Raw genomic sequence first — 23054 nt, 5'->3', positions numbered from 1 at the left:
CGTGCTCACGGTCGCCGTCCTCATCTCGGGCACGGGGTCCAATCTGCGCGCTCTGCTCGACGCGGCCGCCGATCCCGCGTATCCCGCCGAGATCGTCGTCGTCGGCGCCGATCGCGAGGCCGAGGGCTTCTCGCACGCGGAGGAGTACGGCATCCCGTCCTTCATGGTGCCGTGGGCGCAGTTCGACTCGCGCGAGGAGTGGGGCGACGAGCTCGCTGCACAGCTCGCGGTGTGGCAGCCCGACCTCGTCGTGCTGAGCGGTCTCATGCGCCTGCTGCCCGCGCCGCTCGTCGACGAGTGGTCGCCGCGCATCATCAACACCCACCCCGCCTACCTGCCGGAGTTCCCGGGAGCCCACGGGGTGCGCGATGCACTCGCGGCGGGAGTCCCCCGGACCGGGGCCAGCGTCATCATCGTCGACAACGGGGTCGACTCGGGGCCGATCCTCGCCCAGGAGCGCGTGCCCGTGCTCCCCGGCGACGACGAGCACGCCCTCCACGACCGCATCAAGCCCGTCGAGCGCCGCCTGCTCATCGACGTCGTCCGCCGCATCGCGACCGGAGACCTCGACCTGGCTGCGGTCTCGGCGGCCGCCACAGCTTCCTGACCCCACCCCCGAGGAGAGCCTCCATGGCCGGCCCGACCCACGACCCCGCCCTCTACACCCACCGAGACGTCGTTCCCGTACGGCGTGCGCTGGTCTCCGTGAGCGACAAGACCGATCTGCTGAAGCTCGCCGAGGCGCTCTCGGGCGCCGGCGTGGAGATCGTCTCGACCGGCTCCACGGCGGCGACGATCCGCGATGCCGGACACGACGTGACCGACGTGGCGTCGGTGACGGGCTTCCCCGAGTCGCTGGGCGGCCGCGTCAAGACGCTGCACCCCGGAGTGCACGCCGGCCTCCTCGCGGATCTGCGCCTCGAGGACCACCTTCAGCAGTTGACCGAGCTCGGCATCGAGCCGTTCGAGCTCGTCGTCGTGAACCTGTATCCGTTCGTCGAGACCGTGCGCTCCGGCGCGCAGGGCGACGAGGTCGTCGAGCAGATCGACATCGGCGGTCCGGCGATGGTGCGGGCGTCGGCCAAGAACTTCGCGAACGTCGCGATCGTCGTGTCGCCCGAGTCGTACCCGGCCATCATCGACGCGATCGGCACCGGCGGCACCACGCTGCAGCAGCGCCGCGACCTCGCCGCCCGGGCATTCGCGCACACGTGCGAGTACGATCGCGCGGTCGCGACGTGGTTCGCCGAGGAGACCCTCGGCGGCGCCGACCTTCCGCAGCACCTCACCATCAAGGCCGAGCGCCTCACCACCCTGCGCTACGGCGAGAACGCGCATCAGCGCGCGGCGATCTACTCCCGCGTCGGCGGCCACGGCATCGCGCAGGCGACTCAGCTGCAGGGCAAGGAGATGTCGTACAACAACTACGTCGACGCCGACGCCGCGCTGCGCGCCGCGTTCGACATGGTCAAGCCCGCCGTGGCGATCATCAAGCACGCGAATCCTTGCGGCATCGCGGTGACAGCGCCCAACGCGCTCGACCCGATCGCGAGCGCGCACCTGCGCGCGCACGAGTGCGACCCGGTCTCGGCGTACGGCGGAGTGATCGCCACGAACGGTACCGTGACCCTCAAGATGGCCGAGAATCTCAAGGACATCTTCACCGAGGTCATCGTCGCGCCCTCGTTCGAGCCGGAGGCCCTCGAGGTCTTCAAGGCGAAGAAGAACCTGCGCCTGCTCCAGCTTCCCGCCGACTGGCGCCAGGAGCGCATGGACGTCCGTCTCGTGTCGGGCGGGCTGCTGCTGCAGGACGCCGACCGGTTCCCCGACGACATCGATTCGGTCGCGAAGGACTGGCAGCTCGTGTCGGGCGAGCGCCCGGCCGACGACGACATGACCAACCTGATCTTCGCGTGGAAGGCGTGCCGCGCGGTCAAGTCGAACGCGATCGTCCTCGCGAAGGGCTCGGCGACCGTCGGCATCGGCATGGGTCAGGTCAACCGCGTCGACTCGTGCCGCCTGGCCGTGGAGCGGGCCGGGGACCGCGCCGCCGGGTCGGTGGCGGCATCCGATGCGTTCTTCCCGTTCGCCGACGGTGCGCAGGTGCTGATCGATGCGGGAATCCGCGCGATCATCCAGCCCGGCGGATCGGTGCGCGACGACGAGGTCATCGCCGCCGCGCAGGCCGCGAACGTGACCATGTTCTTCACGGGCGAGCGCCACTTCTTCCACTGACCTCGTCGCCTCGACAGCGATCCAGTCGCCAAAACACGCCGGCGCCACGATGTGACTTCCGGCGTGTCTTGGCGACTCGGCGCGAGATGGCGGATGCCGCAACCGCCGTGTCCGATTTCCGCGAGTGGATGTCGGGGGAGCGTGTCAGGCTAGGGGCATGAGCCTGACGATGACCTTCGAGGAGCGGTATCGCGCGATCGATTCGCGCGACACGCGTTTCGACGGCCAGTTCGTCACGGCGGTGAGCTCGACGGGCATCTACTGCCGCCCGAGCTGTCCTGCTCGCACGCCGAAGCCGTCGAACGTCACGTTCTACCCGACCAGCGCCGCGGCACACGAGGCGGGGTACCGCGCGTGCAAGCGCTGCCTGCCCGAGGCAGCGCCCGGCTCGCCGCAGTGGAACCTGCGAGGCGACACGGCGGGCCGCGCCATGCGGCTCATCGCCGACGGCGTGGTGGAGCGCGAGGGCGTTCCGGGCCTCGCGCGGCGCCTGGGGTACTCGCCGCGGCACCTGACGCGGCTCCTGAGTGCCGAGCTCGGCGCCGGGCCGCTCGCCCTCAGCCGCGCCCACCGCGCCCAGACCGCCCGCATGCTCCTCGTCGGCACCGACCTGCCGGCGGCCGACGTCGCGTTCTCGGCCGGATTCGCGAGCGTGCGCCAGTTCAACGACACCGTGCGCGAGGTCTTCGGCATGACTCCTCTCGAGCTTCGGTCACGCCGACGCGTCGGCGGCGGGGCCTCGTTCCCCAGCCCCGACATCCACGCCCTCGGGGCGATCGACCTGGTGCTTCCGCACCGCGGCCCCCTCGATGCGGGCGGTCTGTTCGCCTGGATGGCTGCACGAGCGGTCGACGGCGCGGAGGTCGCCACGCCGACCTCTTTCGCGCGGACGCTGCGGCTGGAGGGTGGCCCGGCCTGGTTCGAACTCCGGCTCGACGATTCCGGCCGGGTGCGACTGCGGGCGCGGTTGGCGCACCTGCGCGACCTCTCCACGCTGGTGACGCGGGCTCGTCGCCTGTTCGACCTCGACGCCGACCCTCTCGCGATCGACGACGCGCTCTCGCGGCAGCCCGAGCTCGCACCACTCGTCGCCGCGGTGCCCGGCATGCGAGTGCCCGGGGCGGCAGACCCGCACGAGATGCTCGTGCGCGCGATGGTCGGCCAGCAGATCACCGTGGTGGCGGCGCGCACGGCACTGTCGGCACTCACCGCCGAGCTCGGGGAGCAGGTCGACGGCTTCGAAGGCACGACGCGTCTCTTCCCGTCGATGGCGGCGATCGCCGATCGCGGCGCCGAGGTGCTGCGCGGTCCGGCGGCCCGCATCCGCTCGATCGTCGGGGCTGCCGCGGCGCTCGCCGACGGGTCGCTCACACTCACTCCCGGTGACGACGGCGGCGAACAGCGCGAGGCGCTGCTGGCGATGCCGGGCATCGGACCGTGGACGGCCGACTACGTGCGCATGCGGGTCCTCGGCGACCCCGACGTGTTCCTGCCCGGCGACGTCGCCGTGCGCTCCGGCGCCGCGGCGTCGGGCATCCCGTCCGAGCCCCGTGCCCTCACCGACTGGGCGGCGCGGACGGCCCCGTGGCGCAGCTACTTCACCGCCCACCTGTGGCGGGCCGTTCCGCCGAAGCCTCCGCGCGCGCGGCGGGCTGCGGCATCCGTCCCCGAGAAAGAGGCGATCGCATGACCACCGCGACCATTCAGACCATCGACACCCCCGACGGCCCCTTCACGATCCTCGTGGACGACGCCCAGCGCGTGCTCGCTTCGGGGTGGACGCCCGATGCCGATCGCATCCTCGGCCGGCTGCGCCCCGCGGACCGCCCGTCCGCGGTTCGCGAGGGTCGAACGGATGCCGCGGCCGCGGCTCTCGCCTACTACGGCGGCGACCTCTCGGCCATCGACGCCGTCGCTGTCTCCCAGCAGGGCACGGACATGCAGCGCACCGGGTGGGAGGCCCTGCGCCGCATCGAGGCGGGGCATCCGCTGACGTACGCCGAGTTCGCCGTCGAGCTGGGCTCGCCCTCGGCGGTGCGCGCAGCGGCCTCGATCTGCGCGCGCAACGCCCCGGCGCTGTTCGTGCCGTGCCACCGCGTGCTGCGCACCGGAGGCGGCCTCGGCGGCTTCGCGTGGGGACTCGAGGTGAAGCGGGCGCTGCTCGAGCGCGAGGCGGGGGTCCCGGCCCTGGTCTGACGGGACTGCGGGGAACTTCCGCGGGAACGGAAAGATCTCGTTGCTGTCAGCGAACACTCAGGTATAGGCTGGAGGGCTGTCGCGTCGTTCCGGCGTCGACGGTCCCATTCGCTCTCACCCAGGAGGATGCCATGTACCAGGCCGCCATCGCCGCGAAGACCGTCTTCGTCCTCCGCATCGCCGGGCCGGAGCGTCTTCGCATTCAGGGGTAGTCGCTCCCTCGTCACGTCCCGGCTTCGGCCGGAATCGGCATACCGCCGCCTCGCGGAGCGTTCCCCTCACCGGGGGCTCCGTCGCGCCTCGCGCCATCCTCTGACCCGATCCGGGTCGTCCGCTCCACCATCCCCACAAGGATCATGACCATCACCGCCGCTCCACCGCAGTCCTCGCCTCCGCCGCGCCCGGAGGTCTCCACCGCGAAGGCGCTCGCACGCCTGCTGCCCTTCGCCAAGCCCGTCCTGCCGCGCCTGACCCTGGGCGCCGCCAGCGCGCTCGGGGCGAGCCTGCTCGCGCTGTCGATCCCGCTCGTCCTCGAGGCGATCGTCGCGGGCCCGATCGCCTCGCAGGACATCACCCAGATCGTGTGGGGATCGGTGGCGATCCTCGCGCTCGGTCTCGCCGAAGCCTTCATGGTCTGGCTGCGCCGCTGGTTCGTGCTCGGACCCGCCACCAAGGTCGAGTACGACATCCGCCAGTCGTTCTATTCGCGTCTGCAGCGCCTGCCCGTCTCGTTCCACGACAAGTGGCAGTCGGGTCAGCTGCTCAGCCGCATGATGCAGGACATCAGCATGCTGCGCCGCTGGATGGCGTTCGGCGTCGTGCTGCTGGTCGTGAACGTGATCACGATCATCGTCGGCACGGCCCTGCTGTTCCGCTGGCACTGGCTGCTCGGCACGATCTTCCTCGTGACCTCCGCGCCGCTGTGGTACGCCGGCTACCGCTTCGAGAAGACCTACGGATCGCTCGCGCGTCAGAGCCAGGACCAGGCCGGCGACCTCGCCACCTCGGTCGAGGAGAGCGTGCACGGCATCCGCGTGCTCAAGGCCTTCGGTCGCGGCAAGCACGCGCTGCAGAAGTTCACCCGGCAGGCCGAGACGCTGCGCGAGACCGAGCTCAGCAAGGCCCGCGCGATCGGCTGGATCTGGTTCTGGCTCGTCCTGCTGCCCGACATCGCGTTCGCGCTGTGCCTCGGCGCCGGCATCTACCTGACGTCGATCGGGCAGCTGCAGACCGCCGAGCTCGTCGCGTTCTTCGCGATGGCGACCGTCCTGCGCTGGCCGATGGAGTCGATCGGCTTCCTGTTCTCGTTCATGCTCGACGCCCGCACGGCGACCGACCGCATCTTCGAGGTGTTCGACGAAGAGAACACCATCGTCGACCCCGAGAGCCCCCGCACGATCGATCGCCCGCGCGGCGCGCTCGTCTTCGAGGGCGTTCACTTCCGGTACCAGGATGCCGCAGCCCACGAGCGCGACCTGCTCGACGGCATCGACCTGACGCTGCGCCCGGGCGAGACGATGGCGCTCGTCGGTCTCACCGGCTCGGGCAAGACCACGCTCACCACGCTCCCGGCCCGCCTCTACGACGTGACGGACGGACGCGTGACGGTCGACGGCGTCGATGTGCGCGAGCTCACCCTCGACGAGCTGCGCCGTCACGTCGGCATGGCGTTCGAGGACGCGACGCTCTTCTCGCAGTCCGTGCGCGACAACGTCCTGCTCGGTCGCGAGGACCTCGCGCCCGGAAGCCCTGAGGCGGAGGCGATCATGCGCGAGGCGCTGCAGGTCGCACAGGCGGGGTTCGTCGACGACCTCCCCGATGGCGTCGACACGATCATCGGCGAAGAGGGCCTGTCGCTCTCGGGTGGCCAGCGGCAGCGGCTCGCGCTCGCGCGCGCCGTCGCAGCGCGCCCGGCGGTGCTGGTGCTCGACGACCCGCTGTCGGCGCTCGACGTCGACACCGAGGCGCTCGTCGAGGACGCGCTGCGCGAGGTGCTGCACGAGACGACGGCGCTCGTCGTCGCCCACCGCCCATCGACGGTGACGCTCGCCGACCGCGTCGCGCTCCTCGAGGCGGGCCGCATCACGGCGGTCGGCACGCACTCCGACCTGCTGCGCGAGAGCGAGCACTACCGGCACGTGATCTCGAGTCTCGAGGTCGAAGAGGCGCGACTGCGCGCCAGACAGAAGGACCAGGACTGGGAGGTGAACCTGTGAGCACCACGACCGTCACCGGCACGAGCGGCGAAGACCGCTCCGACTACACGCGCGACGAGAGCAAGGCGATCCGCAAGCGCTCACTGCGCCTCCTCGGCTCGCTCGTCACGCCCGTGCGCGCCCAGCTGTGGCTCGCCGGGATCGTGCTGGTCGTCTCGACGGCGTTCCGGGTGCTCGGCCCGGCGCTGATCGCATTCGGCATCGACAACGCGCTGCCGGCTGCCGTCGACGAGATGAACTGGCTGCCGACGATCGGCGTCGTCGTGGTGTACCTCGTCACGGGGTTCGCCGGCGCCGCCCTCATCGGGTGGTACGTCGTCGTCGCCGCGCGCCTGACGCAGGCGATCATGCTCGATCTGCGCAAGCGCATCTTCCTGCACACGCAGCGCCTGAGCCTGGAGTTCCACGAGTCGTACACGTCGGGCCGGATCATCTCGCGTCAGACCAGTGACCTCGACTCGATCCGCGAGCTGCTCGACGGCGGTCTCAACGAGCTCGTGTCCGGCATCCTCTACGGCGGGTTCACGCTCATCGCGCTGCTGCTGATCGACTGGCAGTCCGGCGTGATCCTCGCCGTGATGGGCATCCCGCTGTTCCTCCTGATGCGCTGGTTCTATACGCGCTCGCAGGTCGTGTACCGCGAGTCGCGCGTCGTCAGCGCGAAGGTCATCGTCAAGTTCGTCGAGACCATGACCGGCATCCGGGCGGTGAAGGCGTTCCGCAAGGAGAAGCGCAACGACGACGAGTTCGGCGAGCTCGCCAGCGACTACCGCGACGTGAACATGCGCTCGATCCAGCTGTTCGGCACGTTCGAGCCGGGGCTCATGGTCGTGGCGTCGATCACCGTGGCGCTCGTGCTGCTGTGGGGCGGCATCCGTGTCATCGACGGCTCGATCCTTATCGGTACCCTCATCGCCGCGGTGCTCTATGTGCGCAACTTCTTCTCGCCGCTGCAGGAGGTCGCGTTCTTCCTGAACTCGTACCAGTCCGCGACGGCGGCGCTCGAGAAGGTGTCGGGCGTGCTGGAGGAGGAGCCCACGGTTCCCGATCCGGTGAAGCCCGTCGACCTGTGGAACGCGCGCGGTCACGTGACGTTCGACGACGTGCTCTTCGGCTACTCGAAGGACCGCGTCATCCTGCCGGACTTCTCGCTCGACATCCCTGCCGGACAGACGGTCGCGCTCGTCGGCACGACGGGCGCCGGCAAGTCGACGCTCGCGAAGCTGGTGTCGCGGTTCTACGACCCGACCGCCGGTCGCGTCACGCTCGACGGCGTGGATCTGCGCTCGCTGCACCCGAAGGACCTCCGTCGCGCGATCGTCATGGTCACGCAGGAGGCCTACCTGTTCAGCGGAACGGTCGCCGACAACATCGCACTCGGCAAGCCCGACGCGACGATGGACGAGATCCGCGCGGCGGCACGGGCGGTGGGGGCGGATGCCTTCATCGAGCGCCTCCCCGACGGCTACGCCACCGACGTCAACAAGCGCGGCGGTCGCGTCTCGGCGGGTCAGCGCCAGCTGATCTCGTTCGCGCGCGCCTTCCTCGCCGACCCGGCGGTGCTGATCCTCGACGAGGCGACGGCCTCGCTCGACATCCCGTCGGAGCGCCAGATCCAGGACGCCCTGCAGACGCTGCTGGCCGACCGCACGGCGATCATCATCGCGCACCGCCTGTCGACGGTCGCGATCGCCGACCGGGTGCTCGTCATGGAGCACGGCCGCATCATCGAGGACGACGCCCCCGACGTGCTCATCGGCGGCGACGGGCGCTTCGCAAAGCTGCACGCGGCCTGGCGCGAGTCGCTCGTCTGAGCTCCGGATGCCCCGTCCCGCGCACACGCGCGCGGGACGGGGCATCCGTCGTTCCCGGCGTGTTCGCGCTACGCCTGCGCGATCGAGACGTCGGCGGCGAGCGGATGCTGCGGCGGGAGCTCCGCGAGGGCGACGGCGCCGTCGATGCCGGCACCGCGCGGCTCGACGATCCGTGCGTGGGGGAGTCGTGCGGACACGCGGTGGGTGAACGACTCGCGCACGGCCGCAGAGCGAAGCACGCCGCCGATCGCGCACACGTCCGCCGCGGTCGCTCCGACGCGGCGCAGAGCCGTCTCGACGCTGAGCGCCAGTTCGACACCCGCGCGACTGCTGATGGCCAGCGAGACGGGGTCGCCGGCATCCGCCAGACGCGCCACGTCCGCGGCGAAGGACGCCACCGTCGACACCCGATCTGCCGAGGCCTGGAGATCGATGTACGCGCTGCTCAGGTCCGGCCACCGCGCCTCGGCGACCTCGCGCAGTGCGGTGCGGGGTCCGCGTCCGTCGTAGGCGCGCATCGCAGCATCGAGTGCTTCGCGGCCGATCCAGTAACCGCTCCCCGCGTCTCCCATGATGTGGCCCCATCCGTCCACCCGCGCGACCTGCGACGTCCCGACGGCGAGCGTGACGACGCCGGTGCCGGACGCGACGACCGCGCCGGCGCCGAGCCCGAGCGCGCCGAGGAACGAGGTCGTGGAGTCGTGCGCGAGACGGACGTCGCGCACGCGAGCATCACCGATGCGGGCCAGGAGGGACGCGGCATCCGCCTCGTTTCCCGTCAGTCCGGAAACCCCCGCGGTCACCGTGAGCTCGGGGGCGTCGGTGCGGTCGAGCACGGCGCGCACGAGCGCCGCGAGCTGAGGGAGCAGCGGTTCGTGGGTGAGGATGCCGGGCAGGACCTCGTCGCGCGTGCGGTCACCGCCGGTCACGCGCACCTTGATGCCGGTCTGCCCCGCATCGATGGCGATCACGCGCGAAGAGGGGATGCCGGCCACGCCGTTCACCCTAGTGGCGCCGCGACGCCGCGACGTCCGACGGTGACGACGACCGAAGGCGACGGGGTCTCGAAGGGGGAGGGGTTGCTCGAGACCCCGCCGCCGGTCTCAGGAGCATGGTCGGGCCCCTCGCGTTCGCGTTCGATCGAGCGCGATGGTTCCGTCAGAGTCTGATCTCCGCGATGATTTCACCGTACTCGGTCTCTCCGACGGGGGTGAAGCCCACCCGCTGGAAGAACGCCTCGGGACCGCCCTCGCCTGCTTCGTAGATGACGTCCACGCGGTCGAACCCGCGGTTTCGGGCCTCTTCGATCAGCTGCTCCACCGCGAACCGGCCGACACCGCGGCCCTGGTCGCCGGCATCGACGTTGATGCGCCACAGCACCGACTGGAAGTGCTCGACCGGTGCCTCGTCGTCGAAGTTGGCGCTGACGAAGGCGACGACCTCGTCCCCGTCGAGCACGACGCGCTGCCAGGTGGTCTGCGGGTTCACCACGGTCGCCGCGATGCCATAGCTGACAGGTGCCAGGAACTGTTCCTGACCCGGCTTCAGCGAAAGGTTGTTGACCGCCACGATGGTCGCGGCGGAGAGTTCGACGAGGCGCAGTTCACCCATAACCACAGGCTAGCCCGGATGTCGGCATCCGGCACTCTCGCGTGTCCTCCGTTACGTGGAATTCACTCGGCGAGATATCTCGATGTCAAGATAGTTTTGCCCTTGCGATACGCTGGAGACATCCCCGAAAGAAGGACGAAACCGGTGACCGACTCGACCATCATCTACACCTACACCGACGAGGCACCGGCGCTCGCTACGGCGTCGTTCCTGCCGATCGTGAAGGCCGTCACCGGCCTCGCCGGCGTCGACATCGAGACGCGTGACATCTCGCTCGCGGGGCGCGTCCTGGCCGCGTTCCCGCAGCAGCTCACGCCGGAGCAGCAGGTGGGCGACGCGCTCGCCGAGCTCGGCGGACTCGCGACGCTCCCCGAGGCGAACATCATCAAGCTGCCGAACATCTCGGCCTCGATCCCGCAGCTCAAGGCCGCGATCGCCGAGCTGCAGGCCGCTGGCTACGACATCCCCGACTACCCCGATGAGCCGCAGTCGCTCGAAGAGAAGGACGTGCGGGCGCGCTACGACCGCATCAAGGGGTCCGCAGTGAACCCGGTGCTCCGCGAGGGCAACAGCGACCGCCGTGCTCCGCTCTCGGTCAAGAACTACGCGCGCAAGCACCCGCACCGCAACAAGCCGTTCGCCGAGGGATCCACGACGCGTGTCGCCACGCTGGGCCACGACGACTTCAAGTCGAACGAGAAGACCACCGTCATCGGCAGTGACGACGTGCTCACCATCCAGCACGTCGCCGCCGACGGCACCGTCACCCCGCTGAAGTCGGGCGTCAAGGTGCTGCCCGGCGAGATCGTCGACGCGACCTTCCTGTCGGCGGCGGCGCTGGACGCCTTCCTCGCGCAGACGCTGAAGGATGCCGCGGCCGGCGACCTGCTCTACTCGGTGCACCTCAAGGCGACGATGATGAAGGTCAGCGACCCGATCATCTTCGGCCACGTCGTGAAGGCCTACTTCGCCGACGTCTTCGACCGCTACGGCGACAAGATCTCCGAGGCGGGTCTCACCCCGAACGACGGTCTCGGCGCGATCCTCGCCGGCCTGCCGTCGGTCGAGGGCGGCGACGAGATCGCCGCGGCGATCACGGCCGACCTCGAGCGCGGACCGCGCCTGTCCTACGTCAACTCCGACAAGGGCATCACCAACCTGCACGTGCCGTCCGACGTGATCGTCGACGCATCGATGCCCGCGCTGATCCGCAACGGCGGCAAGCTGTGGGGCGTCGACGGCGGCGAGGACGACACGCTCGCGGTGATCCCGGACTCGTCGTACGCGAGCGTCTACCAGACCGTGATCGACGACGTCATCGCGCACGGCCCGCTCGACCCCGCGACCATCGGCACGGTGCCGAACGTCGGGCTGATGGCGCAGGCAGCCGAGGAGTACGGCAGCCACGACAAGACCTTCGAGATCGCCGCCGCCGGCACCGTCCAGGTGCTCGACCAGGCGGGCGACGTGCTCCTCGAGCACGCGGTGCAGCCGGGCGACATCTGGCGCGCGACGCAGACGAAGGACATCGCGGTCCGCGACTGGGTGAAGCTCGCCGTGGGCCGAGCCCGCGCGACCGGATCCCCGGCGGTGTTCTGGCTCGACGAGAGCCGTTCGCACGACGCCGCGCTCATCGCGAAGGTGAAGACCTATCTGGGCGAGCTCGACACCGACGGGCTCACGATCGAGATCCTCGCGCCCGCCGCTGCCACGCAGTACTCGCTCGATCGGCTGCGCAAGGGCGAGGACACGATCTCGGTCACGGGCAACGTGCTGCGGGACTACCTCACCGACCTGTTCCCGATCCTCGAGGTGGGCACGAGCGCCAAGATGCTCTCGATCGTTCCCCTGCTCGCGGGCGGCGGTCTGTTCGAGACCGGCGCGGGAGGCTCGGCGCCCAAGCACGTGCAGCAGCTCCTCGAGGAGAACTACCTGCGGTGGGACTCGCTCGGCGAGTTCTTCGCCCTCGCGGCCTCGCTCGAGCACCTCGCCACCACGACCGGCAACGTCCGCGCGCAGGTGCTCGCCGACACGCTGGATGCCGCGACCGGCACGTTCCTCGAGAACGACAAGTCGCCCGGCCGGGCGCTCGGCACGATCGACAACCGCGGCAGCCACTTCTACCTCGCCCTCTACTGGGCGCAGGAGCTCGCCGAGCAGCAGGCCGACCCCGAACTGGCCGCCGCGTTCGCGCCGATCGCCGCGGCGCTGGTCGCCGACGAGGACAAGATCGTCGCCGAGCTCAACGCCGTCCAGGGTTCGCCCGCCGAGATCGGCGGCTATTACCGTCCCGACGCGCAGCTCGTCGAGGCCGTGATGCGTCCGTCGGCGACCCTCAACGGGATCATCGACTCGATCGGCTGAGACCCGACCGGAACGAAGCCCTCGGCCGCCCTGGCCGGGGGCTTCGCCGTGCGCGCGGGAAGCGGCATCCGACCCCCGCCGCAGAGTCGCCAAGACACGCCGGCCGAGTGACGGTCGGGCCGATCAGGTCAGGCGTGGATCCACACTTCGGTGCCGACGGCGAGCCAGTCGTACAGGGCCTTCGCGGTGCTGATCGGCATGTTCACGCAGCCGTGGCTCATCGGGTTGCCGAAGTTGTTGTGCCAGTACGCCCCGTGGAACGCCTGGTCGCCGTTGAAGTAGGCCACCCACGGGATGTCGGCCGTGCAGTACTCCGCGCCGGGGAAGCAGCCCATGTCCTGGATCCGCACGAAGGCGAACACCCGGAAGTGCCCCTGCGTCGTCGGTGTCGTGGACAGGCCCGACGAGATCGGGAACGAGCGCACGACCTTCTCGTTCTCGAACATGTAGAGCGTCTGCGTGCCGAGATCGACCTCGACGCGGCGAGCCAGCGCCGCCGTGTCGAACTCGGTGACCTCGACCGGAAGCTCGTAGCGCGCGCTGCCCGTCGCGAGCTGGGCTGCGTACTCGCTCGCGACGTCGCTGGTGTCGCCGAGCACACGGCCGGTCACGCCGGGGGCGAGCTCCTGGAGCACCTCGCCGTCCGAGTCGGTCACGACGCGGGCGTTGACCGGTGCGCGGTCGACCTTCGCGGCGAGGCCGGGAAGGAGCTTCTCGATGGCCGCTTCGTCGGCGCTGATCTCGAACGTCCCGTCGCCGGCGGGGCTCACCGTGAGCCATGACCGGGCGACGGCAGCAGAGACGGGCACGACGCGCTCGTCGCCGACGTAGAAGCCCGCGGTCTTCAGGATGGTGTTGAGCTGGTCGGCGGTGGACTCGGCGACGTAGGTCGGGGTCGTCGCCTGCACGGGCGCGATCGAAGGCGTCAGCTCGACCCGTGTCCGCCCCGACTCGAACGCTTCCTGCAGGGCTGCACGCACGGCCTCGACGTCGATGCCCGCACCCTCTTCGGCGGCCTCGGCGACATATGCGCCGGACTCCTCGTCGAAGACGAGGGTCGCGTCGACGGGGTCGGTGTAGAGCTGCGGGGCGCCCGCTCGAAGCGCGGAGGTGGCTGCCTCTTCGTCGATCGAGACCTCGGCGACTGCGGACTCCGGGAACCATGAGGTCACGTTCCACAGCGGGTGGTCGGCGTACGCGGCCTCGATCATGCCCTCGGCGTCGACGGAGGCGCCGAGGTCTGCGCCCGTGACGACGGTGTCGCCGCCGTCGCCGGTGAGAACGATCGTCGTGCTCGCGAGGCGCTGCTGCACGGCGTCGATCGCGGCGCCCGGCGTGAGGAGGCCCACCCCCACGCCGGCGACCGCGGTGCCCGGGGCGATGAGGATGAGGGAGGATGCTGCCAGCGCGACCACTGCCGCACCGGCACCGAGACCGATCCACAGTGCCTTGCGGCTCTTGCGGGGGCGGGGCTCGGCAGCGGCCCACGCGTAGGTGGGGGAGTCGGGGCCGCCCGCGTTCGGCTGCGCGTCGTCGACGCGCTCGTCGGTCACGAGATCGGTCACTGTTTCACCCCCCGGTTGTGAGCAACTCTTCACCAATGGTAAAGGACGCCGCGGCGAAGCTCGGCAGCGGCCTCATTCCGCCGGTCGACTCACAGGGAGCGCTGTCACTCGGCGGGGGCGCAGAGCTCCTGGAACTCCTGCATGGTCGTCTGGAGGTCGGTGCCCACCTGGGCGAACTCCTCCGACTTCGACGTGTCGCCCTCGATGATGGCGGGCAGGAGGTCGGCGACGTTCTCGAAGAGCTCCTGCAGGGAGGGGAGGAGCGCCGCCACCTCTTCGTTGGTCACCTGGCTGCTCGCATCGGCGATGCTCTGGGCGGCGGCGTGGAACGCCTCCGCTGCCACGGTCGCGTCCTCATCGGTCGCCTGCTCGAACTCGTCGGTGGCGGAAGTGATCGTGTCGCTGACGAGCTGACAGGCCTCTTCGGTCGTCTGACCGTCGCCGGAACCGCCGTCGCCGGAACCGCCGTCGGTGGACGCCGACGAGTTCGACGGGGCGGGCGCGCCGGTGCAGGCGGTCAGGCCCGCGAGGGCTCCGACGGCGATGACGATGGCTGCGAAACGGCGGGAGAGGTCAGTCGTGCGCATCGTCCCACTGTAGGCGAACGCATCCTGAACCGCGGCGGGGAGGGCCTGGATCACTACGACGTCACGGAATGTAACGGTTTTGTAAATACGCCGTTCAAATACCTCGGAAAGGTTGCGTCGTGTTTGTTCGTAAGGTCTACTAACAAACATGTCTGCATCGGAAGTGCAGCGCGGCTCTTCCACCCTCGAGTCGCCGCACCCTTCAGGAACCGGCCCCGGCCGTGGCTTCGGTCCCGGGCGCACGCTGCGCCAGGGCGCCAAGGTGCTGCCCGAGCATGCGCGCGGTCACAACCGCTCGCTCGTGCTGCAGACGCTGTTCCACCAGGGCGCGATGAGCCGCGCCGATCTCTCCCGCGAGACCGGACTCACCCGCGTCACGATCAGCGACCTCGTCGCCGAGCTCATCGCCGACGGCTTCGTCGCCGAGATCGGCGTGCGCGAGGCATCCGGCCCGGGCAAGCCCGCGATGCTCGTCGACCTCGATCGCGCCGGCCACCGCATCGTCGGCATCGATCTGTCCGGCAGCGAATCCTTCATCGGTGCGGTGCTCACCCTCGACGGCGACATCGTCGCACGCCGCGAAGTGGAGCTCCCTGCGGCCGACGACGTCGTGGCCACGGTCGTCGAGCTCGCCCGCGTGCTCGTCGCGGACTCCCACGCCCCCGTCCTCGGAATCGGCGTCGGCACGCCCGGCGTCGTCGACGACCGCGGTGTCATCCTCACCGCCCCCAACTTCGGCTGGGCCGGGTTCGACCTCGAGGGAGCGCTGCAGAGCGCACTCGGCCTTCCCGTGCTCGTCGCCAACGACGCCAACGCCGCCGTGCTCGCCGAGTACACCTTCGGCGGCGCGGGCGATGACGTCCTCCTCGTGAAGGTCGGTCGCGGTGTCGGCTCCGGCCTCCTCGCCGCCGGGCAGCCGATGCGCGGCAGCCGCTTCGCCGCGGGCGAGATCGGACACGTCACCGTCGGCACCGACGGCGGCCCGGTCTGCGTCTGCGGAAAGGTCGGATGCCTCGAGGCCTGGCTCTCCGTGCCGTCGCTGTCGCAGCGGCTGAGCGAAGCATCCGCCCCGTCCGACCGTGACGGCATCCTGCGCGATGCGGGGGAGCGGCTGGGAATCGCCCTGGCCCCCGTCGTGGGAGCCCTCGACCTGTCGGAGATCGTGCTCTCCGGCCCCACCGAACTTCTCGACGGACCTCTCGCGGAAGCGACCGTCGAGACCCTCCGCGCTCGGACGCTGGCGCAGTTCCACGACAGCGTGCGCGTGCGGATGACGGAGCAAGGCCAGGACATCGTCCTGCGCGGCGCCGCCGTCATGGTCCTGTCGGGACAACTCGGGGTGTCGTGACAACGCACCCCATTCCCCCCGGATGGGTCACCCGGCCCACCCAAACCACCAAGAGAAACCAAAGGAAGACACCATGAACAAGAAGCTCGGAGCCCTCGCGCTCGTCGGCGCTTCGGCTGTCGTTCTGGCCGGATGTGCAGGCGGCGGCGAAGCAGCCCCCAGCGAGCCCGCGACCGGCGACCTGACCGTGTGGCTGGTCGGCGCCGACACGCCGCAGACGGCCCGCGACTACCTCAAGGAGACCTTCGAGGAGGAGAACGACGGCTGGACCCTCACCATCGAGGAGAAGACCTGGGCGGATGTCTCCGACACCTACGAGGCAGCGCTGTCGTCGAACGACGCACCGGACGTCGTCGAGGTGGGCAACACGCAGGCCATCGGCTTCGCCGACAAGGGCCTGTTCCTCGACATCTCCGACATCCAGGAGCAGCTCGGCGGCGATGACCTGCTTCCCGGTCTCGTCGAGGCCGGCACGTACGACGGCTCGCTGTGGGCCGCGCCGTACTACGCCGGTGGCCGCGTCGTGTTCTACACGCCGCAGATCGTGGGCGACACGCTCCCGACGACCCTCGAGGACTACGTCGCGCTGGGCACGGACCTGACCACCGCGACCGTCTCGGGCATCTACGCACCGGGCCGCGACTGGTACAACGCCCTTCCCTACGTGTGGGCCAACGGCGGCGAGATCGCCGTGCAGGACGGCGACACGTGGGACGCGCAGTTCGGCAGCGCCGAGAGCGTCAAGGGTCTCGAGATGCTGCAGGACGTCTACGAGAACGCCACCGTCGCCCCTGTCGACGGCAACGAGCGCCTCGGAAACATCGCGTTCTGCGCGGGCGAGGTCGGCTTCCTGTCGACTCCGGCGTGGGCCGAGGGCAACCTGACCGGCGCATGGCCGTGGGGTGACGAGGCCGCCGGTGAAGAGGTCTCCAACGGATGCCCCGACACCTACGCCAAGGACCTCGGCGCGTTCGCCCTCCCCGGCCTCGAAGAGGGCGAGACCGCCCCGATCTTCGCCGGTGGCTCGAACGTCGCCGTCGCCTACAAGAGCGACGCACCGGGCAAGGCCAAGGCCGCGCTCGAGATCATGCTCTCGTCGGGCTACCAGGAGCTCCTGGCCGCTCAGGGTCTGGTCCCCGGCATCAAGTCGGCCGCGTCGGCTCTGCCCGACACCGACTCGGCCAAGGCTCAGGCCGAGGCGCTGGCGAACTCGAAGTTCACCCCGGCCAGCCCGAACTGGGGCGAGGTCGAGGCGGCTCAGATCATCCCCGACGCGCTCGTGCGCATCGCTCAGGGTGAGGACGTCCAGACCGTGGCCGACGAGCTCGACCAGCAGATCGAGGACATCCTCAACAAGTAAGTCCCCCCGGAGGTGAGGGGTCCCGGTTCCGACCGGGACCGGGACCCCTTCATCCGGACCGAGCCCTCGGCCAGACTCAGGACACACGCCTGCGCCTGACCCGGAGAGCGGTCCTCCCCGCACACATCCCAGATCGCCGGACGCACCGTCGTGCCCGGCCGCAAACCAGAGAGGAGACGACATGAGCGACACCGCCACCGCGACTCGCCCCGCCGAGAAGCCCCGGCGCGACATCCGCCCACCCGTCTCACGGGAGAAGGCTCGCGCCCGCCGCGACGCGCGCAGCGCGTGGGTGCTGCTCGCGCCCTCCCTCATCATCCTCGGCGTCATGGTCGCCTACCCCGCCGTGCTCATGGTCATCCAGTCGTTCACCGACTACACCGTGAAGAACAAGGTGCAGGGCACGATGCCGGACTTCGTCGGCTTCGAGAACTACCTCGATCTGTTCACCCAGTCCGACTTCCCGGTCGTGCTCATCCGCAGCCTCGCGCTCATGGTCGTGATGACCGCACTCATCATGTTCCTCGGCATCATGATCGCCATCCTGATGACCCGGCTCGGCCGGGCGTGGCGCATCGTCGTGTCGATCGGGCTGCTCCTGGCGTGGGCGATGCCCCCGCTGACGGCGACCGTCGTGTGGGGCTGGATCTTCGACACCCAGTACGGGCTGGTCAACTGGGCGCTCAACACGATCACGGGCACCGAGAACTGGACCAACCACTCGTGGCTGCTCAACCCGTTCTCGTTCTTCTTCGTGCTCACGATCATCGTCGTGTGGCAGGGTGTGCCGTTCGTGGCGTTCACCTCGTACGCCGCCCTCGGCCAGGTGCCCGCCGAGGTGCTCGAGGCCTCGTCGCTCGACGGAGCGACCGGCTGGAAGCGCTTCTGGGGCATCGTGTTCCCCTACATCCGCAGCGTCCTCACCGTGGTCCTGGTGCTCCAGATCATCTGGAACCTGCGCATCTTCACTCAGGTCTACGCGTTGCAGAGTCGCGGTGGCATCGCGCGAGAGACCAACGTGATCGGCACCTTCCTGTTCCGCCAGGGACCCGGTGAGGTCGCCTTCACGGCCGCCATCGGTGTCGTCATGGTCATCCTGCTGCTCGTCCTCTCGTGGGGATACGTGCGCACCACCCTCAAGGAGGAGGAACTGTGAGCACTCAGGTCAGCACCGGCACCCAGCTCGGCATCGTCGGGGTCGACGAGGTCCTCGGCGAGGTCGGGAACGCGAAGAAGCCCAAGCGCGGTTCCATCGACGCGCGCCGTCCCTCGCCGAGGCGGGTCGTGGCGCGGACGTTCCTCAACATCGCCGCCCTCATCGTCTTCGTGGCGTCGGTGTTCCCCGTGTACTACATGGTCAACCTGTCGTTCACGCCGAACTCGAAGATCATCAGCCGCAACCCGAGCCTCTTCCCGTTCGACTTCACGTTCAGCAACTACAACTCCGCCTGGAACCGCGAAGCGGCTCCCGGGCAGACGGACTTCGTCCACGCGCTCGGGTCGACGCTGACCCTCACCGCGGGCGTGCTCATCGTGACTCTGCTGTTCGCCTTCCTCGCGTCGATCGCGGTGGCCCGCTTCAAGTTCAAGGGTCGCTGGTCCTTCATCGTCGCGGTGCTCATCGTGCAGATGATCCCCGGCGAGGCGATGATGTTCACGATCTACGGCATGATCGACGACTGGCGTCTCATGAACACGCTCCTCGGGCTCGGGATCGTCTACGTCGCGATGGTCGTGCCGTTCACGATCTGGACGCTGCGAGGATTCGTGGCCGGCGTCCCCGCCGACCTGGAGGAAGCCGCCATGATCGACGGGTGCACCAAGTCGCAGGCGTTCTGGAAGGTCACCTTCCCGCTCCTCGCCCCCGGCCTCGTCGCCACCGGCATCTTCGCCTTCATCCAGGCATGGAACGAGTTCACGATGGCCCTGCTCTTCCTGCGCGGCTACAACCTCACCCTCATGCCGTGGCTGAACGCCTTCCAGTCCTCCTCGGTCGGCGGCGCGGTCAACTGGGGTGCCGTCATGGCCGGCTCGACGATGATCGCGATCCCGGTCGTCATCTTCTTCCTCATCGTGCAGGGCAAGATGACCGGCGGGCTCGTGTCTGGGGCGGTCAAGGGCTGATGCGCACGTCACCGCACACCCTCTCCCGCGGGGAGACGGGGCGATGAAGGTCGGGCTCGACGTCGGCGGGACCAAGACCGATGCGGTCGCGGTGGACGCCGCCGGAACGATCGTCGGTCGCGTGCGCCTCGCGACCGGCTGGGGAGCGGATGCCGTCACCGCGACGGTGATCGATGCGGTGCGTGAGCTGGGTTCACAGCCGGGCGTCGACGCCTCGGCGATCCGCTCGGTCGGCGTCGGCATCCCCGGTCAGATCGAGCCCGGCACGGGCCGCGTCGTGCACGCCGTGAACCTCGGCGTCGACGAGCTCGACCTCGTGGCCGCCACCCAGCCAGCGCTCGGCGTGCCGGTCGGTGTCGAGAACGACGTCAAGGCCGCAGCACTCGGCGCCTTCGCGCTGCACGGCGGCTCGGGCTCGATGGCGTACCTCAACCTCGGCACCGGCATCGCGGCCGGCATCGTGAGCGAGGGCAGCCTCTGGCGCGGCGCCCGCGGCACGGCCGGCGAAGTGGGACACATCTCCGTCGATCCCACCGGCCCGCTGTGCCGGTGCGGTCAGCACGGCTGCATCGAGGCCTTCGCGGGCGGCGGTGCGATCGCCGAGCGCTGGGGCCGCGCGGGCGCGCTTCCCATCCGGGACGTGTTCGACGCGGCCGACGCCGGTGACGCCGAGGCGCGGGAGCTGAGGGCCGGTCTGGCCCGCGGCGTCGCCGCCGCGGTGCGCGTGCTGGTGCTGACCGCCGACGTCGATGCGGTCGTGTTCGGCGGCGGGATCACCGCGCTCGGCGATCGGATCATGGCGGATGTCCGAGCCGAGCTGGCGGCCAGTGCCGAGGCATCCCCGTTCATGCGCTCGCTCCACCTCGAGCAGCGCGTCGAGCTGCTTCCCGCGGGATCGCCTGCCGCCGCGCTCGGAGCGGCGCTCGTCGGAGCAGCGCGCGACACGGAAGGGGCATTCGCACATGGCTGAGATCGTGATCGTCGCGGATGCCGCGACCGGCGGCGCGATCGTCGCCGACGAGATCGTGCGGCTCGTCCGCTCGAACCCCGCGACCGTGCTCGGACTTGCGACCGGCTCGACCCCGCTGCCCGTGTACGAGGCGCTGCGGTCGCGCCTGGACGGGGTGGATGTCGGCCGCGTGCGCGGCTTCGCGCTCGATGAGTACGTGGGGCTCGACCCCGCGCACCCCGAGAGCTACCGCTCGGTGATCGCGCGAGAGGTCGTCGAGCCCCTGGGCCTGGACCCCGCGCTCATCCGTGTGCCCGACGGCTCCCTCGACGGGATCGAGCACGCGGGCGACGCATACGAACGAGCGATCCAGGGGTCCGGCGGCGTCGACCTCCAGATCCTCGGCATCGGCACGGACGGGCATATCGGCTTCAACGAGCCCGGCTCGTCGTTCGCGTCCCTCACCCGCGTGAAGACGCTGACGGAGCAGACCCGCGAAGACAATGCCCGGTTCTTCGACTCGATCGAGGACGTGCCGCGCCACTGCATCACGCAGGGGCTCGGCACGATCATGCGCGCGCGACACCTCGTTCTTCTCGCGTTCGGCGAGGGCAAGGCCCAGGCGGTCGCGGGTGCGGTCGAGGGGCCGGTGACGGCATCGCTCCCGGGCTCGGCCATCCAGCTCCATCCGCACGCCACGGTGATCGTCGACGAGGCCGCGGCATCCGCCCTCGCCCACGCCGCCTACTACCGCTACGCCTTCGCGAACAAGCCCGCCTGGCAGGGTCTCTGACCTGACCGCGTCACGATCCGTTCCGTTTGTGCGGGCGAATGCGCGCAACACGCCCCAGTCAGGCGTACATTCGCCCGCACAAACGGACGAGAGCCGGGGTCAGGCGCCGAAGACCTTGCCCGGGTTGAGGATGCCCTGCGGATCGAAGGCCCGCGTGATCTGCCGCTGCAGCTCCCACTGGTCCTCGCCCAGCTCGTCGACCAGCCAGCGTCGCTTCAGCACGCCGACGCCGTGCTCGCCCGTGAGCGTGCCGCCCAGGCGCAGCGCGGCACGGAACAGATCGTCGGCGGCCGCCCAGATGTGCGCGGGCGCCTCGACGACGCCGAACTCGTCGGGCTCCGCGTCGAAGATGAAGTTCGGGTGCAGGTTGCCGTCGCCGGCGTGCGCGACCGTCGGGATCACCACGCCGTGCTCGCGCTCGACGCGTGCGATCTCGTCGAACATCGCGGGCAGCGCGCTGCGCGGCACCGACACGTCCTCGATGAGCGTGGTCCCGAGGGTCTCCATCGCGGGATGCATCGACCGGCGGATCGCGAGCAGCCGCTCGCCCTCCTCGCGGTCGTGCGAGATCGCCACGACCCCGCCCGCCGCGCGCAGGATGGCGGCGACGGCGTCGGCCTCTGCGGCAGCCGCCGGCCCATCGGTCTGGATCGTCAGCTGCGCCGCGCCCGGCGTCGGCGCCTCGAGCGACAGCAGCGCGTGGACGGTCGCGAGGGACGCGGCATCCATCAGCTCCATGATCGCGGGCTGCGCACCGGAAGCGGTGACGGCAGCGGATGCCTCCGCGGCAGACCGCACGTCGGGGAAGGTCGCCGCGATCGTGCACACCTCGCCCGGGACGAGTCGCCGCAGCTTCAGGGTCGCGCCCACGATCACCCCGAGCGTGCCTTCGGAGCCGATGACCAGGGACGTGAGGTCGAGGCCCGTGACACCCTTCACGGTGCGATGGCCGAGTCGCAGCAGACGCCCGTCGGCCAGCACCAGATCGACGCCGAGCACCGCGTCGCGCACGACGCCGTACTTCGCGCAGAGGAGACCGCCCGCGCCCGTGGCGATGTTGCCGCCGACGGTCGAGATCGCCCGGCTCGCGGGATCGGGTGCCCACCACAGGCCGTACTCCGCGAGCGCCGCGTTCAGGTCGGCATTGAGGATGCCCGGTTCGACGACGGCGAGGAGGTCGTCGGGTCGCACCTCGATGATGCGGTCCATCGCCCGCACCGACAGCGCGATCTCGCCGTCGCCCGCGTTCGCGCCGCCCGCGAGCCCGGTGCCGGCGCCGCGTGTGACGACAGGCGTGCCGGTCTCGCTCGCGATCCGCAGCGTGGCCTGCACGTCTTCGACCGACCGGGCGCGGACGACGGCGAGTGGGGTACCGGATGCCGCGTGCCCCGACTTGTCGGCTCGGGCGGCGTGCAGCGACTCGGGAGAGAGATCGACGCGCTCGCCGAGCGCGTCGCTCAGGCGCTGGACGACTCCTGCTGCCTCGCTCACGCCAGGCGGCGCCGTCCGGCGATCACGCCGGTCGTGACGGCCACCACGCCGAAAACGAGACCCGTCCAGGCCTGACCGAGACTCCACCACGCGATGGTGGCCGCCGCGTACACGAGCAGCTCGACGATCCCGCGCACGAACGGGTGCACCGTGAAGACGGCGCGGGGCGAGACGAAGAGCGCCCACACGAGGATGGCGAGCAGCGGGGCGCCGATCCCGGCGACGATGTTCCACGGGAACGGCCACGAGGCGAAGCCCCAGATGGCGAGCGAGGCGATCGCGAACAGCTCGCACAGAAAGGCCATGATGTCGATGGCCGACAGCGGAGCGCGGGTGCCGGGCGCGGTGCCGGCCGGCGCCGCAGGACTGTCGGTATCAGACATGCCCCCAGTTTATGCGCC

Annotated in this window: 19 protein-coding genes; 13 read left to right on the top strand and 6 right to left on the bottom strand. The window is 70.1% G+C overall.

Annotation, left to right across the window (positions count from 1 at the left end; translation table 11 throughout):
• Position 1: 1 nt before the first annotated feature.
• The 6 genes from purN to OL358_RS02575 all read left to right on the top strand — a co-directional run bounded on the left by purN (position 2) and on the right by OL358_RS02575 (position 8461).
• A complete protein-coding gene (purN, locus tag OL358_RS02600) occupies positions 2–607 on the top strand; it encodes a phosphoribosylglycinamide formyltransferase (RefSeq protein ID WP_264708380.1) in 606 nt (201 codons plus the stop codon).
• Between the two features lie 23 nt (positions 608–630).
• Complete coding sequence (purH, locus tag OL358_RS02595) at positions 631–2235, top strand: bifunctional phosphoribosylaminoimidazolecarboxamide formyltransferase/IMP cyclohydrolase (RefSeq protein WP_264708379.1); 1605 nt, start codon at positions 631–633, stop codon at positions 2233–2235.
• A gap of 157 nt (positions 2236–2392) precedes the next feature.
• Positions 2393–3925, top strand: a complete 1533-nt coding sequence (locus tag OL358_RS02590) for an AlkA N-terminal domain-containing protein (protein WP_264708378.1) — start codon at positions 2393–2395, stop codon at positions 3923–3925.
• Entirely contained in the window at positions 3922–4431 is a 510-nt protein-coding gene (locus OL358_RS02585) for a methylated-DNA--[protein]-cysteine S-methyltransferase (protein WP_264708377.1), read from the top strand. Before OL358_RS02590 ends, OL358_RS02585 begins: the two co-directional genes overlap by 4 nt.
• 356 nt (positions 4432–4787) lie before the next feature.
• A complete protein-coding gene (locus OL358_RS02580; RefSeq protein WP_264708376.1) occupies positions 4788–6647 on the top strand; it encodes an ABC transporter ATP-binding protein in 1860 nt (619 codons plus the stop codon).
• Complete coding sequence (locus OL358_RS02575; RefSeq protein ID WP_264708375.1) at positions 6644–8461, top strand: ABC transporter ATP-binding protein; 1818 nt, start codon at positions 6644–6646, stop codon at positions 8459–8461. Before OL358_RS02580 ends, OL358_RS02575 begins: the two co-directional genes overlap by 4 nt.
• Before the next feature lie 68 nt (positions 8462–8529).
• Here the strand turns inward: OL358_RS02575 and OL358_RS02570 are convergent, their stop codons facing one another.
• Together OL358_RS02570 and OL358_RS02565 are read right to left on the bottom strand one after the other, a co-directional pair.
• Positions 8530–9456: an N-acetylglucosamine kinase gene (locus tag OL358_RS02570; protein WP_264708374.1), complete on the bottom strand. Its 927-nt coding sequence runs from the start codon at positions 9454–9456 to the stop codon at positions 8530–8532.
• Between the two features lie 163 nt (positions 9457–9619).
• Complete coding sequence (locus OL358_RS02565; protein WP_264708373.1) at positions 9620–10072, bottom strand: GNAT family N-acetyltransferase; 453 nt, start codon at positions 10070–10072, stop codon at positions 9620–9622.
• 144 nt (positions 10073–10216) lie between these two features.
• Between OL358_RS02565 and OL358_RS02560 the strand changes: the two genes are divergently transcribed.
• Entirely contained in the window at positions 10217–12436 is a 2220-nt protein-coding gene (locus OL358_RS02560) for an NADP-dependent isocitrate dehydrogenase (RefSeq protein WP_264708372.1), read from the top strand.
• Between the two features lie 128 nt (positions 12437–12564).
• Here the strand turns inward: OL358_RS02560 and OL358_RS02555 are convergent, their stop codons facing one another.
• Together OL358_RS02555 and OL358_RS02550 are read right to left on the bottom strand one after the other, a co-directional pair.
• Positions 12565–14001, bottom strand: a complete 1437-nt coding sequence (locus OL358_RS02555; RefSeq protein ID WP_264708371.1) for a L,D-transpeptidase family protein — start codon at positions 13999–14001, stop codon at positions 12565–12567.
• A 104-nt stretch (positions 14002–14105) separates the two neighbouring features.
• Positions 14106–14588 carry a hypothetical protein gene (locus OL358_RS02550; protein ID WP_264708370.1) on the bottom strand — a complete coding sequence of 161 codons (483 nt, stop codon included), beginning with the start codon at positions 14586–14588 and terminating at the stop codon, positions 14106–14108.
• A 148-nt stretch (positions 14589–14736) separates the two neighbouring features.
• On the opposite strand from OL358_RS02550, the gene OL358_RS02545 reads away from it, so the two are divergent.
• The 6 genes from OL358_RS02545 to OL358_RS02520 all read left to right on the top strand — a co-directional run bounded on the left by OL358_RS02545 (position 14737) and on the right by OL358_RS02520 (position 21162).
• On the top strand, positions 14737–15936 hold the full coding sequence (locus OL358_RS02545) for an ROK family transcriptional regulator (protein ID WP_264708369.1): 1200 nt from the start codon (positions 14737–14739) through the stop codon (positions 15934–15936).
• A 73-nt stretch (positions 15937–16009) separates the two neighbouring features.
• Positions 16010–17296, top strand: coding sequence for an extracellular solute-binding protein (locus OL358_RS02540; protein WP_264708368.1), 1287 nt, complete (start codon positions 16010–16012; stop codon positions 17294–17296).
• Positions 17297–17477: 181 nt separating this feature from the next.
• The gene (locus OL358_RS02535) at positions 17478–18452 is read left to right on the top strand and encodes a carbohydrate ABC transporter permease (protein WP_264708367.1); all 975 of its coding nucleotides are present in this window, start codon (positions 17478–17480) and stop codon (positions 18450–18452) included.
• Positions 18449–19420 carry a carbohydrate ABC transporter permease gene (locus OL358_RS02530; protein WP_264708366.1) on the top strand — a complete coding sequence of 324 codons (972 nt, stop codon included), beginning with the start codon at positions 18449–18451 and terminating at the stop codon, positions 19418–19420. Before OL358_RS02535 ends, OL358_RS02530 begins: the two co-directional genes overlap by 4 nt.
• Positions 19421–19463: 43 nt before the next feature.
• Complete coding sequence (locus tag OL358_RS02525) at positions 19464–20390, top strand: ROK family protein (protein WP_264708365.1); 927 nt, start codon at positions 19464–19466, stop codon at positions 20388–20390.
• Positions 20383–21162, top strand: a complete 780-nt coding sequence (locus OL358_RS02520) for a glucosamine-6-phosphate deaminase (protein WP_264708364.1) — start codon at positions 20383–20385, stop codon at positions 21160–21162. The genes OL358_RS02525 and OL358_RS02520 overlap by 8 nt, the downstream gene beginning before the upstream one ends.
• Positions 21163–21261: 99 nt before the next feature.
• On the opposite strand, the gene OL358_RS02515 is transcribed toward OL358_RS02520, so the two are convergent.
• Entirely contained in the window at positions 21262–22653 is a 1392-nt protein-coding gene (locus OL358_RS02515; RefSeq protein ID WP_264708363.1) for an FAD-binding oxidoreductase, read from the bottom strand.
• Complete coding sequence (locus tag OL358_RS02510) at positions 22650–23036, bottom strand: YrdB family protein (RefSeq protein ID WP_264708362.1); 387 nt, start codon at positions 23034–23036, stop codon at positions 22650–22652. Before OL358_RS02510 ends, OL358_RS02515 begins: the two co-directional genes overlap by 4 nt.
• Between the last annotated feature and the right edge of the window lie 18 nt (positions 23037–23054).

The sequence above is a fragment of the Microbacterium sp. SSM24 genome, assembly GCF_025989145.1.
GTDB lineage: Bacteria > Actinomycetota > Actinomycetes > Actinomycetales > Microbacteriaceae > Microbacterium.
This window is presented reverse-complemented; position numbering and strand designations above follow the sequence as displayed.

Excerpts from the sequence above, each read along its gene's own strand:
- purH (WP_264708379.1), top strand. The coding sequence starts at position 631 with ATGGCCGGCCCGACCCACGACCCCGCCCTCTACACCCACCGAGACGTC.
- OL358_RS02590 (WP_264708378.1), top strand. The coding sequence starts at position 2,393 with ATGAGCCTGACGATGACCTTCGAGGAGCGGTATCGCGCGATCGATTCG.
- OL358_RS02585 (WP_264708377.1), top strand. The coding sequence starts at position 3,922 with ATGACCACCGCGACCATTCAGACCATCGACACCCCCGACGGCCCCTTC.
- OL358_RS02580 (WP_264708376.1), top strand. The coding sequence starts at position 4,788 with ATGACCATCACCGCCGCTCCACCGCAGTCCTCGCCTCCGCCGCGCCCG.
- OL358_RS02565 (WP_264708373.1), bottom strand. The coding sequence starts at position 10,072 with ATGGGTGAACTGCGCCTCGTCGAACTCTCCGCCGCGACCATCGTGGCG.
- OL358_RS02550 (WP_264708370.1), bottom strand. The coding sequence starts at position 14,588 with ATGCGCACGACTGACCTCTCCCGCCGTTTCGCAGCCATCGTCATCGCC.
- OL358_RS02545 (WP_264708369.1), top strand. The coding sequence starts at position 14,737 with ATGTCTGCATCGGAAGTGCAGCGCGGCTCTTCCACCCTCGAGTCGCCG.
- OL358_RS02540 (WP_264708368.1), top strand. The coding sequence starts at position 16,010 with ATGAACAAGAAGCTCGGAGCCCTCGCGCTCGTCGGCGCTTCGGCTGTC.
- OL358_RS02535 (WP_264708367.1), top strand. The coding sequence starts at position 17,478 with ATGAGCGACACCGCCACCGCGACTCGCCCCGCCGAGAAGCCCCGGCGC.
- OL358_RS02525 (WP_264708365.1), top strand. The coding sequence starts at position 19,464 with ATGAAGGTCGGGCTCGACGTCGGCGGGACCAAGACCGATGCGGTCGCG.
- OL358_RS02520 (WP_264708364.1), top strand. The coding sequence starts at position 20,383 with ATGGCTGAGATCGTGATCGTCGCGGATGCCGCGACCGGCGGCGCGATC.
- OL358_RS02510 (WP_264708362.1), bottom strand. The coding sequence starts at position 23,036 with ATGTCTGATACCGACAGTCCTGCGGCGCCGGCCGGCACCGCGCCCGGC.